Source organism: Streptomyces sp. NPDC059850 (genome assembly GCF_042731515.1).
Taxonomy (GTDB): domain Bacteria; phylum Actinomycetota; class Actinomycetes; order Streptomycetales; family Streptomycetaceae; genus Streptomyces.
The window spans coordinates 14,669-28,953 of sequence record NZ_JBHWJI010000012.1; the positions used below are offsets into that span (position 1 = coordinate 14,669).

The window sequence follows — 14,285 nt, forward strand, 5'->3', positions numbered from 1 at the left end:
GCGGCACGGGGCCAGGGCCCAAGGGGTTTGTGGGATACGGCCGTCACCCCGCAGAGCGGGACAGCGCGTCCCGCACCGCCTCCTCCGTACGGCCCACCACCGCGGAACCGTCGTCGGCGGTGATGATCGGCCGCTGGATCAGCTTGGGGTGTTCGGCCAGCGCCGCGATCCAGCGGTCGCGCGCGCTCTCGTCGCGCGGCCAGTCCTTCAGCCCCAGCTCCTTCGCCTCGGCTTCCTGCGTCCGCGTGATGTCCCACGGTTCGAGTCCGAGCCGGGCCAGTACGCCGCGGATCTCGTCCTGGCTCGGCACGTCGTCGAGGTAGCGGCGGACGGTGTAACCGGCCCCCTCGGCGTCGAGCACACTGAGCGCGCTGCGGCACTTCGAGCACGCCGGATTGATCCAGATCTCCATGGCGCAACCGTACCGCGAGACCCCTCCCGCCACGCCCGTCGAATCCCGGTCACGTGGCGCCTGACCAGGGGCCTTTGTCAGTGCTCCAGCGTAGAATGGAGGCATTGAAAGAGAGCGTGACCGACCGTCCCAGGAGGATGCCGATGGCCGCTGCCGTAACCCCTCTTCCGGACCTGCCGAGCTTTACGACCCTGCCGAAGAAGCGCATGCCCGCCGGGCGTCCGCGCGAGTGGTACGAGACCCACAACCGCCGGCTGAAGGCCATGCGCCTGGCCATCGCCCTGCTCAACTCCGGTGTGTACCGCCCCGAGCAGGCGCGTAACCGCAAGATACGTGCCACCGCGGTCCGGATCGGTGTGCACCCGCCGTCCAACGCCACGTGCCGCATGGTGCGTTCACTCCTCCACGAGAACGAGCGCTGACCGATCCGGGTCCCCGCCGCGCCCCCTTCACCGGGGCGCGGCGGGGGCTCCCCGTCCCCCTCACTCCGACGCGCTCCTCACTCCGCCATCTTCAGGCGCTCGACCTTCGGCAGCAGGAACGCGTAGGTGGCGGCGCCGAGCAGGGCCACACCCCCCGCCAGGGTCAGCGGCAGCATGAACGAGTGGGTGATGCCCTTGAGCACACCGAGCAGCAGCGGGGAGAGGATTCCGGCGATGTTGGCCGCCGTGTTCTGGATCCCGGCGATCGAGCCGACGTGTGCGGCCGTCGGAGCCACGTCGGCGGGCAGCGCCCAGACGCTCGCCGCCGCGAAGGTGGAACAGAAGTAGGAGACCGACAGCGCGGTCAGCGCCGTGCCGACACCCGGCGAGATGACCGCGAGTGCGATCACCGAGGTGCCCAGCAACCCGCCGACCAGCGGGATCTTCCGCGCCTTCGTCCGCTCGGTGCCACGCCGCACCAGCCAGTCGGAGAACAGTCCGCCGCTCCAGCCGCCCAGCATGGACGCGATGCCGGGAATCATGCCGAGGAACCCGAAGGACAGCGCGTCGAGGTGGTATTCGTCCACCAGATACGTCGGGAACCAGGTGATGAAGAAGTACGCGACGAAGTTGACGCAGAAGAAGCCGAGCATCATCGCCCAGATCATCCGGAAGCGGAACAGGTCCCGCCAGCCGATCCGGGCGCTCGCCGCGGCCTCCTCGGCCGTCTCCTGCTCCTGCCCCGACTCGATGTACTCCCGCTCCGCGGCGCCGAGGCTCCGGTGTTCCTCCGGGTCGCGGTAGTAGAGCCACCAGCCCAGCGCCCACAGCACACCGAGACCGCCCGCGATGGCGAACGCCCAGCGCCAGCCGAGACCGGTGACCACCAGGGTGACCAGCGGAATGGACAGGGCACCGCCGACCGCGTTCCCGTTGTTGAAGGTCGCCGAGGCGAAGCTGCGCTCGGAGGCCGGGAACCAGCGGGAGACCACCTTGGCGCTGGACGGGAAGCTGGGGGCCTCGCCGAGGCCGAGCAGGGCGCGCAGCCCCACCAGGGACGCCACGCCGCGGGCCATGCCCATGGCGGCGGTGGCCAGCCCCCACCACAGGCTGGCGACCGCGAGCATGATGCGCGGGCCGACCTTGTCGGCGAGCCAGCCGCCGGGCATCTGCCCGAAGGCGTACGTCCAGAAGAACGCCGACAGCAGCAGTCCGCCGACCCCGTCGGACAGCCCGAGGTCATCGGTGATGTGCGGCAGCGCGACGCTGAGCGTGGCGCGGTCGATGTAGTTGATGGTGATGCCCGCGAACAGCAGCCCGAGGACGACGAAGCGGACCTTGCCGACGCGTCCCCCCGGTCTCTGCGGTGCGGCGGTGACGGGGGCCTCCACCGAGGTCTTGCCGAGAGCCATGGTGCTCATACCCCCGCGGGCGGCCGGACGCCGCCGCTGATGACACCGTTGACCACGTTGCGCGGGGCCTCGCCCGACAGCACCCGGTCCACGCTCTCCACCAGCCGCGCCCGGATGGCGTGGTACGCCTCGACCGTCACCCCGGCCGTGTGCGGGGTGAGCAGCACATCGGACCGGCCGCGCAGCGGGGAGTCGGCGGGCAGTGGCTCCTCGGCGAACACATCGAGCGCGGCACCCGCGAGCTGCCCCGAGTCCAGCGCCCTGACCAGCGCGTCCTCGTCCAGCACACCGCCACGTCCGGCGTTGAGGACATAGCCGCCGCGGGGCATCCGGGACAGCAGATCCTCCCCGACGACACCACGGGTGGCCTCGTTCAGCGGCATGTGCAGGGTCAGCACATGGGAGCGGGCGGCGAGGTCGGCCAGGCTCACATACGTACGGTCCGGCTCGGACGGCACCGGGTCGTGCACCAGGACGTCGCTGCCGAACCCGTCGAGGCGGCGCGCGACGGCGCGGCCGATGCTGCCGAACCCGGCGATGCCCACGGTGAGGGCGGACAGATCGCGCCCCCGCAACCCCTCGGGCCCCCAGCCACCGTCCTCGATCTTCGCGTGACCGGCCGCGTAGCGGCGCAGGAGGGAGAGCAGGGCGCCCACGGTCCAGTCGGCCACGGCGTCGGTGTTGAAGCCGGGGAGGTTCGCGACCGGTATGGAGCGCTCGGCGGCGGCGTGGTGGTCGACACCGTCGAATCCGACGGCCACCGACTGCACGAGGCGGCAGCGCCGCATCCCGTCGAGCAGCTCCGCGGAGATCCTGCGCTCCTTCTCCAGCGGGGCGAGCACCACGGTGGCGTCGGCGAGCGCGTCCCGGTGGTCGTGCGGATCCTCGTCCGGCCCGATCTCGGTGATGCGCAGATCGGGGTGGCCGGGCAGCAGCCGACGCAGCTCGTCGGCGCCGAGATCGTTCAGGTGGTACAGGGTCACGAGATGTTCGGACATCACATGCGGCTCCTGGAGTGATGTGGTTGTGGGGCCCTGGGGGGTGGCATGAGTTTTCGCCACGGTTACGATCGCTGTCAACGGTTAACCGAAAACGGATAACGGTTTTCCGAGTGAGGAGTCAGGCCCATGGACCACCAGCGCACCGTCGTCACCGCGCTCACCACGCCGTTCACCCCGAGTGGGGATCTCGACCTGGACGCGGCACGCGCCCAGTACGGCTTCGCCGCCCGCACCACCGGACAGCTGCTCGTGGCCGGAACCACCGGAGAGTTCCCCGCGCTGAGCGAGGGCGAACGGCTGCTGCTGGTCGAGACCGCCCTGCAGGAAGCGGGCGCCGACGGCGTGATCGCGCACATCGGCGCCGCCGACGCGCACACCGCCGTCCGGCTCACCCGGGCCGCCGTCGCGGCCGGTGTCCGCCGCATCGCCGCGCTCACTCCGTACTACCTGCCCGCGAGCGCCGACGAACTCGAGACGTACTTCGGCCGCATCCGGCTCGCCGCCCCCGACGCCCAGCTGTACGCGTACCTCTTCCCCGAGCGCAGCGGGCTGACGGTCGGGCCGGTGGAGTTCGGGAAGCTGGCCGCCTCCTGCGGGCTGGCCGGGGTCAAGCTCAGCGGCACGCCCTCGACCGAGGTGGCCGCGTACCGTGCCGAACTCCCCGAGGGCTTCGAGGTCTACTCGGGCAACGACCAGCGGCTCGCCGATGTCCTGGCCGCCGGTGGCGCCGGGGTGGTCTCCGGCTGCTCGGCCGCCTTCCCCGAACCGTTCCTCGACCTGGCCGAGGCGCTGCGTGACGACACCACCGACCCGGCCCGGCTCGCCGCTCTCCAGGACCGGGTGGACCGTACCGTCGGTCTCCTCGGCCCCAGCATCGGCCGGATCAAGCACGCCCAGACGGCCCGTGGACTGCCCGCCGGGGCCTCCCGGATGACCGTGGGCGACCCGGACCGGACCACCGCCGCCGACATCGAGGCGCTGGCCCACGAGGTGTCCGGCCGCCCGGCCGCCTGAGTCGCCTCGCCGGTCAGTTCGCGGGCAGCGACTGCTCCGCCCAGATGCACTTGCCCGTGGGGGTGAAGCGGGTGCCCCAGCGGTGGGAGAGCGCGGACACCAGCTGGAGGCCCCGACCGCCCTCGTCGGTGTCGGAGGCGCGGCGGATCCGTGGCGTGGTGGGGCTGCCGTCCGACACCTCGCAGATCAGGCTGCGGCTGCGCAGCAGGCGCAGCCTGATCGGGCCCTTGGCATGCCGGACCACATTGCCCACCAGCTCGCTGACCAGCAGCTCGGTGGTCATGGCCAGCTCGTCCAGCTGCCACGCCCCGAGCTGGTCGCGCACATGGTGGCGGGCCTCCCCGGCGGCGATCGGCGCGTCCGGCAGCCGCCACGACACGATGTTGTCCGCGGTCATCGAATGCGTCCGGGCCACCAGCAGCGCCGCGTCGTCCTGGGTGCGCGACTGCTCGGGCAGCAGGGCGGCGACGAGGGTGTCGCACAGCCGGTCGAGATGGCCGAGGACACGTCCGTCCTCCCCGTCCACCTCCGGACCGCCACCGGTGGCGCCCGTACGCGGCAGCAGGTCCGGCGTCCTGGCCAGTGCGTCGGACAGGGTGCGGGAGAGGTACGCCATGCCGTGGTCGATGTCGCGCGTCGCCGACTCGATCAGCCCGTCCGTGCACAGCACCAGGATGCTGTCCTCCGGCAGCTGCACCTCGATGGTCTCGAACGGCGGGGTCGCGGCGCCGAGCGGCGGGTCGGGCGAGAAACCGGGCGAGTGCACCGTGCCGTCGGGGTGGATGATGGCGGGCGGCACATGCCCCGCACATGCGAAGGCGCAGACGCTGGTGGTCGGGTCGTAGATGGCGTACAGACACGTGGCGTAGAAGTCATCGCCGAGCGCCCCCACGAGATCGTTGAGGTGGGTCAGCAGCTCATCGGGCGGCAGCTCCAGATCGGCCAGCGTGTGCACGGCGGTGCGCAGCCGCCCCATGGTGGCTGCCTCCGACAGCCCATGCCCCATGACGTCGCCGATGACCAGCGCCACCCGCTCCCCGGACAGCGGGATCAGGTCGTACCAGTCGCCACCCACCTCCATGCCCTCCCCGGCGGGCAGATAGCGCGCGGCGGCGGTGACGGCGGGCAGCGCGGGCAGAGTACGGGGAAGCAGCCCGCGCTGCAGCTCCTGGGCGCGGGTGTGCTCGGCGTCGTACAGCCGGGCCCGCTCCAGCGCCTGGGCGACCAGCCCGCTGATCGCGGTCAGCAGCGTGCGTTCCTCCTCGCCGAAGTGGCGCGGCCGGTCGAAGGAGACCACGCAGTAGCCCGCCCGGTGGTCGGAGGCGATCAGGGGGAGGAACGCCCAGGCCTTCTTCTCGCTCAGTGGCAGATAGCCGACCACCTCGGGGAAGCGCTTCGCGTAGTCCTCGGGGGAGGAGATGAAGAGCGGGCTGCGGGACCCGAGGACCTGGGTGACGGGCGAGTTGACGGGGGCGTCCGGCGGCACGGGAACGTTGTCGAGGAAGCTCAGGAACGTGTCCGAGTAGCCGGTGGAGCCCACCACCCGCAGTCGCTTGTCCTCGATGAGCTGGCAGATCAGCCCGGTCGCCCCGAACGGTGGCAGCACCCGGTCGGCCACCGCCTTCACCACGTCCCGCGTGGTCAGGGCCTCGGCGAACGCGCTGGTCAGCTCGGCGATCCGGGTGGCGCGCTCGGTGGCGGCATGGGCGGCGGCCGAGCGCTCGGCGTCCAGCGCCCGGCGGTCGGTGACGTCCGTGATGTGCACCGTCATCCCGTCGGGCACCGGGACCAGCCGGATGTGGTACCAGCGGTTGCTGCGCGGCCAGCGGGCATGGAAGTCGATGGGCGCCCTGGCCGCCGCCGCCCGCCGGAACCGGGGCTCCACGCCGATCGCCCGCGCCCGTGGCAGCTCCCACAGCACCCGGCCGCGCAGCTCCCCGGAGGCCCCGAGGAAACGCTCGGCCTCGACGTTGCCGAACGTGATCCGCCCGTCCTCGTCGACCACCAGGAACCCGTCGCCCATGTACTGGAGGGCGCGGCTGAAGGCGTCCCGCGAGCGGCGGGTCTCGGTGATGTCCCACAGCGTGCCGACCACCCGGTCCGCAACACCGTCCGTCCGGGCGGCCACCGTCCCACGGGCCTGCACCCAGCGATACGCCCCGCCGGGCTGCCGCACCCGGTATTCGACGCTGTACTCGTTGCGGCCGCGCAGCGACTCGGCGCTGGACACCGCCTGCACCCAGGGCATGTCCTCGGGGTGGATGGCGCCCAGCCAGGTGTTGACCTGGCCGTCGAAGGTGCCGGGCGCGAACCCCAGCAGGGTCTGCGCCTGATCGTCGCAGGTCAGCGTGGCGCCGTGGAGGTCCCACTCCCAGGCGCCGATCCGCGCCGTACGCAGCGCCTGCTGGAGCCAGGGGCTGGACCGGGGCTCCTTCGGCAGCTGGTCCCGGCCGGAGTCCGGTGTGGCCGTCGCCAGCAGCCGCAGCCGCTGGGCCAGCCAGCCGGTGACCGTGCGGGCCAGGTCGCGCTGGGCCGGGTCCCCCGCCCGTGGCGTGGACGTCAGCACCGACAGCACCGCGAGCGGCGGACCGGAGTTCATCGGCACCGGGATGGCCGCCATGCACACACCGGCCGGGATGCTCCGGGCGAGGGAGCCACGGTCGGCCGGGTCGTCGGCCCACAGGGCGGCGCCACCGTGGAAGGCGGTCATCGGGGCGACCGGCTCGCCCCACTCGAGGGTCTGCCACGCCCTGAGCAGCGGACCGCTGAGGCCGCTGGTGGCCACCAGCCGCAGCCCCAGCCCGTCCGGCCTGCGCAGATGCGCCATGCCGCCCAGGCCCTGCAGTCCGGCCACCAGATGGTCGAGCGCCAGACGCAACAGCTCCGCGTCGCCCAGGCCGCCACTCGCGGTTTCGAGCAGGCTCAGCCGGGCCCGCTCCGCCTCCCGGGCCGGGCCGTATCGTTCGTTCACACCCACGCGATCACCTGCTCGCCGGGTCAGTCTCTCTATAAGAATATGTCCGCATTTTCAAGCGTTTCACCCTCTGTGGCGACATCCATTTCGCCGCGGAGGGAGATCTGCGATGACCCAGCAACTGCCGTCGACGGTGGTCGACCGTCCGGTCGTCGGCTCGTACGCGACCTACGCCGCCGCCCAGCGCGCGGTCGACTTCCTGTCCGACAACAAGTTCCCCGTCGAGCACACCGCGATCATCGGATCCGACCTGCGCATGGTCGAGACGGTGCTCGGGCGGCTCACCCGTGGCCGGGCCGCGCTCGCCGGGATGGGCACCGGCGCCTGGTTCGGGCTGCTGATCGGCCTGCTGCTGTCGGTGTTCGCACAGGGGTCCCACAGTGTGCTCGTGCTGATCCTGAGCGGCATCGTCTACGGAGCGGTCTTCGGCGCCATCGCCGGCTTCGTCGGACACGCCATGACCGGTGGACGCCACGACTTCTCCTCCCGGAGCCAGATCGTGGCCGCCCGCTATGACGTGGTCGCCGACGCCGAGGTCGCCGAGGAGGCGAAGAACATGCTGATCAAACTGGATTGGCCGGAAGGCTGACCGGGGTCGCTGTCGTGTACTAATTCCCTTAGCAGTAGAGTGATCGGTATGAACGAGAACGGGCGCGGACGTGTGGGCGGTGTCCTGTTCGTCGTCGCGCTCGCGCTCGGTGTGCTGATGATGCATTCCATGGGGCACCCTGACGGCGGCTCCGGCATGGGCTCGGGCACCTCCGTACACGCCTCCTCCCACGCGGCCGGTGGGATACACCAGGCCATGCCGCCCGCCGCGACCGCGCACGAAGACACTCCGACCGCGCCCATGGCGGGGATGGACATGGCCTCGCTGTGCGTGGCGGTGCTCGGTGCGTGGGTGCTCACGGCCGTGCTGCGGGCCGCCCTCGTACGGCGCCGTGGCCCGCCCCCGCCCCGGCGCGCCCCGGTGGCCGCCGTGCCGCGGCCCGTCCCTCCCTCGCCGGTTCATGACCTCACGACCCTGTCGGTCCTGCGGATATAGGCCGTACCCCGGCCACTCCGCAGAACACGGAACACGAACACCGACATCACACACGGCATGAGGTACATCGGCATGACCAATCACACGCACGCACCGCGCCGCCGCCTGGCGGTGGCGGGCATCGTCGCCACCGGCGCACTGCTGCTCACCGCCTGCGGTGGGAACGACGACATGAAGGGCATGGACCACGGAAGCAAGGACTCGCCCTCCGCCTCCGCGACGAAGGGTGGCTTCAACGACGCGGACGTCTCCTTCGCGCAGATGATGATCCCGCACCACCAGCAGGCGCTGGAAATGGCGAAGCTGGCGGACGGCCGGGCCGGGGACCGGCAGATCGCCTCCCTGGCCGGGAAGATCGAAAAGGCCCAGGACCCCGAGATCACGACCATGAAGTCGTGGCTGAAGGCCTGGGGTAAGCCGGTCTCGCCCTCCTCGGAGAGCATGCCCGGCATGGATCACGGTTCGGGCGGCATGGACGGCATGATGTCCAAGAAGGACATGGACCGGCTGAAGACCGCCAAGGGTGCCGACTTCGACCGCGCCTTCGCGCAGATGATGATCGACCACCACAAGGGCGCGATCACCATGGCCGAGGACGAGCGGAAGAGCGGCCGCGATGCCAAGGCCAAGAAGCTCGCCGAGGACGTCATCAAGAACCAGTCCGCCGAGGTGACCACCCTGCGGAAGATCCTCGACCGGCTCTGAGTAGCAGCGCCCCGGGGGTGTCTACATCATCCCCGGGGCGCAGCCGATCACCACGGGAAGCACCGGGAGGGCCGTGGCGGCCGTGGCCACCGCGAGCCGGAGCGCGGGATGCGGGCGGCGGTGCGGGCCCAGCATGCGGCGCAGCCGGACCAGGGCGCCCGGGCCACCGGCCGCGAAGGCCCCCACGGGGGTACGGCCCGCCGCCATCTCGTACAGCGCCGTGGCGAGCGTCTCGCGGGAGTGGCGGCGCAGCGCGCGGTCGTCCGCCGCCATCTCCAGCAGCATCGCCGTCTGCTCCCGGGCGGCGCGCGCCAGTGGCAGCCACCGGAAGGCCCGGGCGAACGCCTCGGCGGCGGCCAGCACCAGATGGTGGCGGCCCGCGATGTGCGCGCGCTCGTGGTCCAGTACGGCGTCGAGCTGGGCGCCGGACAGCGTACGCAGCGCACCCGTGCTGACCACCACGCGCGGGCAGCGCCCCGGCAGGCAGTACACGGCGGGCAGCTCATGGTCCAGGACGGTGGCGCGCAGCCGCGCCGAGCGCCGGCCGACCAGGTCCAGGACGCCCAGGTGGCGGGAGCGGGCCCGCCGCGCCCGCAGCACCTCGTGGCCGACGCGGGCGAGCGCGAGCAGCGCAACGAGGAGTGGCAGCACGGCGGCCGGGACACCGAAGGGGCCGGGGACCGGGATGCGGGCGTGCCAGGTCAGCCCGCAGAAGTGGACTAAGCCGGACATTCCCGCGTCAAGGTGTCCGGTCGGAATGGCGAGGTGGTACGCGGCCAGGGCCAGCGCGACCGTGAACGACACGGCCAGCCCCTGCCAGGCGGCCACGGCGAGCGCGGGGGAGCGGTGCGGCCAGGCGCTGCGCAGCAGGGCCCGCGGGGCCAGGGTGCCGACCGCGGCCGCGTAGCAGGCCAGGGCGAGCGCCGGGATCACTCCTGGGTCCGCCGCCCGGCCGCGCGCAGCGCCTTGCGCAGCGCGCTGACCTCGTCGGGCCCCATCTGCTCGACGAAATGGGCGAGTGCCGCGGGCCGGTCCTGGCTGGTGCCCAGCGCGTCCTCCATCAGCGCGGCGGAGTACTCCTCACGGCTGCGTACCGGAGAGTACAGCCAGGCGCGGCCCTCTTTGCCGCGCTGCAGCCAGCCCTTGTTGTAGAGGATGGTGGCCACGGTCATCACCGTGGTGTAAGCGACCGGACGCTGTGTGTTGATGTCGTCGACGATCTCCCGGACCGTCGCCGGGCGCCGCCACGTCCACAGACGGTCCATGATCTCCGCCTCGAGATCCCCCAGCCGCCGCATGGACGCTTCCTTCCGCCGTCAGACGCTTACCTCCGTTAGTACGGAGGCCCATAGTAGAGAGCCGTCCTCCGGGGAGGGACAGCGGGGGGAATGCCGGGCGGCCACAGAAGATCCCCGAGGAGATCCCCGAGGAGATCGCCGAGGAGATCGTCGACAGGGCGCCGAGAGGCCGCCGATCATGCGGAGCGCCGGGTGCTCCGCCCCTGGCCAAAGCCTCAACTGGCCTTGCGCACGATAGGATTGACCGGACGCGTATTCAACCCGGGTAAGGCGAAAGGGAAGTCTGGATGAGTGGTCTGAGCAAGGGACTCGGGAAAATCGAGGTGGCGCTCAAGTGGGACCCCAGCCCCAGCGGTGAGGCGGCCAATGACCTCGACATCGTCGCCGGGACCTACCGGGCGACCGATCCGTACGGGGAACCCGCGTATCTGGTGCATTTCGACAGCCGGTCGCCCGATGGCGTCATCTACCTCAACCGGGACAGCCGCACCGGCCAGGGGCTGGGCACCGACGAGGCGATGACCCTGGAGTTCGAGCGGCTGTCCGAGGAGTACTCCCGCGTCGTGGTGGGTGTGGCCATCCAGCAGAACAGCGGGCGGAAGACCTTCGGCGATGTCCGGAACACCAGCGTCCGGATTGTCGAGGGATATACCGAGCTGATGGAAGGCGATTTCACCGGTGTCTCCGGAGCCACAGCAGCCACGGTAGCGGAGTTCACCCGGGACGAATCGGGGGAATGGGGAATCCACAGCGCCATCCGCGGATTCACGGTCGACCCGGAGGACTTTACGTCTGTGATGGGTAAGGACTATTCCTGACCATCCTTGTTCCTGACCGTGGCTGCGTGCTTTCGTCGTTGCCCGGGCGCACCTCGCTACGGGCCGATGTGAATCATTGACGCCCAGAACAGCGGTCTCGCGTAGCGCCGTTCAGCACGCAGCCGCTGGACCGCCCGGTGCAGCGCGCGGGCCGAGCCCGCCGTCGACCGCGCCGCGCCCAGCGCCCCGTAGAGGTCCCGGGCGAGCGCGGGTGTGACCGCGTCCTTCAGTGTCCACAGGCTGCCGATCACGTGGCGGTAGCCGCACAGCTGGAACGCCGAGGCGAGCGTGATCACCTCGTCGACCAGCGCGGTGCCGGGCGCGGCGGTGTGGCAGGCGGACAGACAGGCGAACTCCGCCTCGCCCATCCGCTCGGTGGTCAGATCGTGCACCGTCAGCTCGCCACCGTGCAGCACCAGCCCACCGGCCGACGGATTCTCGGGGTCGTACGAACCGTGGCACGCCAGATGCGCGTACGGATGGGTGCGCAGCGCGGCGAGTACGGCCCCGGGAGTGGCATCCGCGTCCTGCAGCCGGGACTGCCCGACCGGCAGCCCGGCCACGGCGGCCAGCTCGGCGCCGACCGCGGGCAGCGGCGGAAGGGCGGCCCCGTCCGCGCCGGGCGGTGGCGCGGACACGCCCACGGCGGCCAGTGTCGGTGGCCCGCTTGGCCCTGCCGCCCGCTCCCGGGCGTGCAGCAGGGCAGCCAGCGTGGGGGTGTACGAGGACACCACCCGGTCCTGCACATGGCTGCCGTCCGAGCGGCAGCGCGCCGCGTGCAGCGGCAGCAGGGCCAGAGGGCCGGTGGGACACCACCACAGCCGTGGCCACTCCCGCTCCTCGGCCTCCGGACTCACCGGACGGTCCAGCCCGAGCCGGGTGAGCACGGGCCCGGCGATGTGCTTCCACAGCCACTCCAGGGTTTCCTCCATGGCCTGCTGGTGAGTGTCCCCATCGGTCAGGGCCGCGGCCGAGGACAGCGCCGCGACCGCGGCGTGGAAGCCCTCGGCGCGGCGGCTGACCTCGGCCCGGGTGACCCCGGCGAGCGGAAGCACCTCGACCCCATTCCCACCCTCGGCTTCGGTGTGCAGCAGCAGGGCGTCGCAGCGCAGCTCGGAGACGTTGAGCACCACGACCGGCCCCTGCGCGGCCACCGTGCGCAGCCGCGCCCAGCCGAGCGGCCGGTGGAACCGCTCGAAGCCGCCGAGCCCCCGGATCTCGGCCAGCAGGGCGTCGAACTCCGCGGTGAGGGCGGCCCGTTGCTCGGCGGTGCCGCGCTCCTCGATCAGCGCGTCACAGACCCGCTCGAACCGTCCGGCAAGCTCCGGAGCCGCCTCGGCCAGCTCACCGTGGCGGCCGCGCAGCCGCAGCGCCTGGGCGAGCAACACCCCACGGCCCCGTTCCAGCCGTACCAGCGCCTCCTCGGGACGGCCCGCGGTGATCTCGACGGCGGCGGCGACACACGCCAGCGACGGCAGCTCACGCAGCCGCACCTCCCGCGAGCGCCGGTCCAGCGCCCGGCCGGTGAGCTTGGGCAGCAGATCGTCCAGCGCGAGCCCGAACGCCTCCGTGGCCGTGGGCAGATCGCCGCTGTACGCGCCGTTCAGCCCCCACAGAAAGGCCGCCCTCAGCCGGGAGCGGATGTCCTCGCCCGGGGCGAGCGCGGTGGCGCGGAACTGTCCCATGGCGGCGAGCAGGTCCCCCGGGGCGCGTGTCATGTTCGAACGGGCCGTCAGAAGCGCCCCCAGCTCCAGGCTCGCCACCTGCCAGTGCGGGCTGGTGGCCTGAACCGTGTCGAGGACCGACCGCAGCAGCTCGGTGCCACGGTCGACGTCGGTGATCCGCCCGGTGTGCTTTCCGCGCGCTCCGAGGGCGACCGCCAGCTTGATCCGCATCACCGGGTGGTCGTGCTGATGGGGCGGGGTGGCGGCCACCGCGTGCTCCAAGTGGCGGATGGCCTCGGCCAGTTCGGCGAAGTCTCCGTATGTCTCGAAGCGTGCGTACAGCACGGCGGCCAGATTGGTGAGCGTCTGGCCGTAGTGGGGTGACAGGGGTGCGCTGCCCGCCATCGAGTTGCGGGCGGCCTCGGTCGCGGCGTCGAGGTCGGCTGCTTCGTGCGTGGTGACGAACTGGTCGAGGAGGGCGAGCCCGAGCAGGGAGTACGCCGGGCACCGCAGCGCGTCGTCGTCGGTCGTCGCCCGTACGGCCACCCGCAGGACGCCGATCGCCTCGGTGAGGTCGCCGAGGTGGCCGGTGGCCTCGAAGCGCATGCGCAACAGATTGCCCAGGCTGATCCGGTGGCCTTCGCGCGCGGGGGCGCCGTCGGCCGTGGCGGCCAGTTCCTTCCGCACGTCGGCGATGGAGGTCTCCAGGTCGCCCGGCGCCCCCGCCACGCTGTACCGGACCATGCGCCCGCCCGGCGTGACATCGTGGGCCGTGGGGCCGGGTGGCGCCGTCTCGGCCTGCGCCTCGGCCAGTTTGGCCTGCGCCTCCGCCAGCGCGGCCAGCGCCTCGGCAGGCGGCGGCGCGTCGTCGGGGAACGCCGCCACCGCCTGCCGCATCAGCGCGACCGCCGCGGTGAGCAGCGCCTGATCGCCGGTCAGATCGAAGAGCGTGGCCAGCGTGGAGCCCTCGTTGAAAAGGATCCCCGGCATGTCCTTCCCGGGCGCCATCTCCCGCGTGTGATGGAACATCTCGGCGGCCCGCCACAGCCCGGCCTCGTCCCGGGCGGACGCGCCGCGCCGTAACAGCACGACGGCGATCGCGTGCAGCATCTTCCAGGCCGGTGCCACCTGCGGGGCCGTACCGGCCAGCCCCACTCTGAGCGGCCGGGGGAGGGCGGCGGGCCGCAGCGCGTGCACGACCGAGAAGAGGAAGCCCGACGCGAGACGGTCCTCCGCGGCCTCGCACTCGGGGGCGAGCGGAGCGCGCGCCAGGTGGAAGCAGGCCGCCAGATAGACCGCCTCGATGTCCACCGAGGCCGCCCCGGCCCGCTCGGGCGTCAAACGGTCCCGGGCGCGGTCGACGATCCCGGCCATATTGCGCAGGGTCTCCGGAGACAGCACCGACTCCCGGCTGTCGCCGGAGAACAGGAGCTTACGGTCCGGATCGGCCATCGCCTCGCGGATCATGCGGCGTACATTTTCGTCCAGATAGTCCCCCATGGGCGTCATTGTGACGTGCC

At 71.9% G+C, this 14,285-nt stretch carries 13 protein-coding genes; 6 read left to right on the top strand and 7 right to left on the bottom strand.

Going from position 1 to position 14,285, the window contains the following annotated elements; all coding sequences use genetic code 11:
- Positions 1–43 precede the first annotated feature (43 nt).
- Entirely contained in the window at positions 44–412 is a 369-nt protein-coding gene (locus ACFV9T_RS12230) for an arsenate reductase family protein (protein ID WP_385439019.1), read from the bottom strand.
- 137 nt (positions 413–549) lie between these two features.
- On the opposite strand from ACFV9T_RS12230, the gene ACFV9T_RS12235 reads away from it, so the two are divergent.
- Positions 550–834: a hypothetical protein gene (locus ACFV9T_RS12235; RefSeq protein ID WP_385439303.1), complete on the top strand. Its 285-nt coding sequence runs from the start codon at positions 550–552 to the stop codon at positions 832–834.
- Positions 835–911: 77 nt separating this feature from the next.
- Here the strand turns inward: ACFV9T_RS12235 and ACFV9T_RS12240 are convergent, their stop codons facing one another.
- Complete coding sequence (locus tag ACFV9T_RS12240) at positions 912–2,255, bottom strand: MFS transporter (protein ID WP_385439021.1); 1,344 nt, start codon at positions 2,253–2,255, stop codon at positions 912–914.
- Positions 2,252–3,244: a 2-hydroxyacid dehydrogenase gene (locus ACFV9T_RS12245; protein ID WP_385439024.1), complete on the bottom strand. Its 993-nt coding sequence runs from the start codon at positions 3,242–3,244 to the stop codon at positions 2,252–2,254. The genes ACFV9T_RS12240 and ACFV9T_RS12245 overlap by 4 nt, the downstream gene beginning before the upstream one ends.
- Positions 3,245–3,373: 129 nt before the next feature.
- Between ACFV9T_RS12245 and ACFV9T_RS12250 the strand changes: the two genes are divergently transcribed.
- Positions 3,374–4,261: a dihydrodipicolinate synthase family protein gene (locus tag ACFV9T_RS12250; protein WP_385439026.1), complete on the top strand. Its 888-nt coding sequence runs from the start codon at positions 3,374–3,376 to the stop codon at positions 4,259–4,261.
- Between the two features lie 13 nt (positions 4,262–4,274).
- On the opposite strand, the gene ACFV9T_RS12255 is transcribed toward ACFV9T_RS12250, so the two are convergent.
- Positions 4,275–7,232 (bottom strand): SpoIIE family protein phosphatase, encoded by a 2,958-nt coding sequence (locus ACFV9T_RS12255; protein ID WP_385439028.1) that lies wholly within the window; start codon positions 7,230–7,232, stop codon positions 4,275–4,277.
- 112 nt (positions 7,233–7,344) lie between these two features.
- Here ACFV9T_RS12255 and ACFV9T_RS12260 point away from each other — a divergent pair, with 112 nt between their 5' ends.
- The 3 genes from ACFV9T_RS12260 to ACFV9T_RS12270 all read left to right on the top strand — a co-directional run bounded on the left by ACFV9T_RS12260 (position 7,345) and on the right by ACFV9T_RS12270 (position 8,985).
- Positions 7,345–7,824, top strand: coding sequence for a general stress protein (locus ACFV9T_RS12260; RefSeq protein WP_385439029.1), 480 nt, complete (start codon positions 7,345–7,347; stop codon positions 7,822–7,824).
- Positions 7,825–7,872: 48 nt separating this feature from the next.
- The gene (locus tag ACFV9T_RS12265; RefSeq protein WP_385439031.1) at positions 7,873–8,280 is read left to right on the top strand and encodes a DUF6153 family protein; all 408 of its coding nucleotides are present in this window, start codon (positions 7,873–7,875) and stop codon (positions 8,278–8,280) included.
- 72 nt (positions 8,281–8,352) lie between these two features.
- A complete protein-coding gene (locus ACFV9T_RS12270) occupies positions 8,353–8,985 on the top strand; it encodes a DUF305 domain-containing protein (RefSeq protein WP_385439034.1) in 633 nt (210 codons plus the stop codon).
- 21 nt (positions 8,986–9,006) lie between these two features.
- Here ACFV9T_RS12270 and ACFV9T_RS12275 read toward each other — a convergent pair whose 3' ends face one another.
- Positions 9,007–9,918: a M56 family metallopeptidase gene (locus tag ACFV9T_RS12275; protein ID WP_385439036.1), complete on the bottom strand. Its 912-nt coding sequence runs from the start codon at positions 9,916–9,918 to the stop codon at positions 9,007–9,009.
- On the bottom strand, positions 9,915–10,283 hold the full coding sequence (locus ACFV9T_RS12280) for a BlaI/MecI/CopY family transcriptional regulator (protein ID WP_385439039.1): 369 nt from the start codon (positions 10,281–10,283) through the stop codon (positions 9,915–9,917). The genes ACFV9T_RS12275 and ACFV9T_RS12280 overlap by 4 nt, the downstream gene beginning before the upstream one ends.
- A gap of 287 nt (positions 10,284–10,570) precedes the next feature.
- Between ACFV9T_RS12280 and ACFV9T_RS12285 the strand changes: the two genes are divergently transcribed.
- Complete coding sequence (locus ACFV9T_RS12285) at positions 10,571–11,101, top strand: TerD family protein (RefSeq protein WP_385439041.1); 531 nt, start codon at positions 10,571–10,573, stop codon at positions 11,099–11,101.
- A gap of 56 nt (positions 11,102–11,157) precedes the next feature.
- Here ACFV9T_RS12285 and ACFV9T_RS12290 read toward each other — a convergent pair whose 3' ends face one another.
- On the bottom strand, positions 11,158–14,265 hold the full coding sequence (locus ACFV9T_RS12290; protein WP_385439044.1) for a CHAT domain-containing protein: 3,108 nt from the start codon (positions 14,263–14,265) through the stop codon (positions 11,158–11,160).
- Positions 14,266–14,285: the final 20 nt, after the last annotated feature.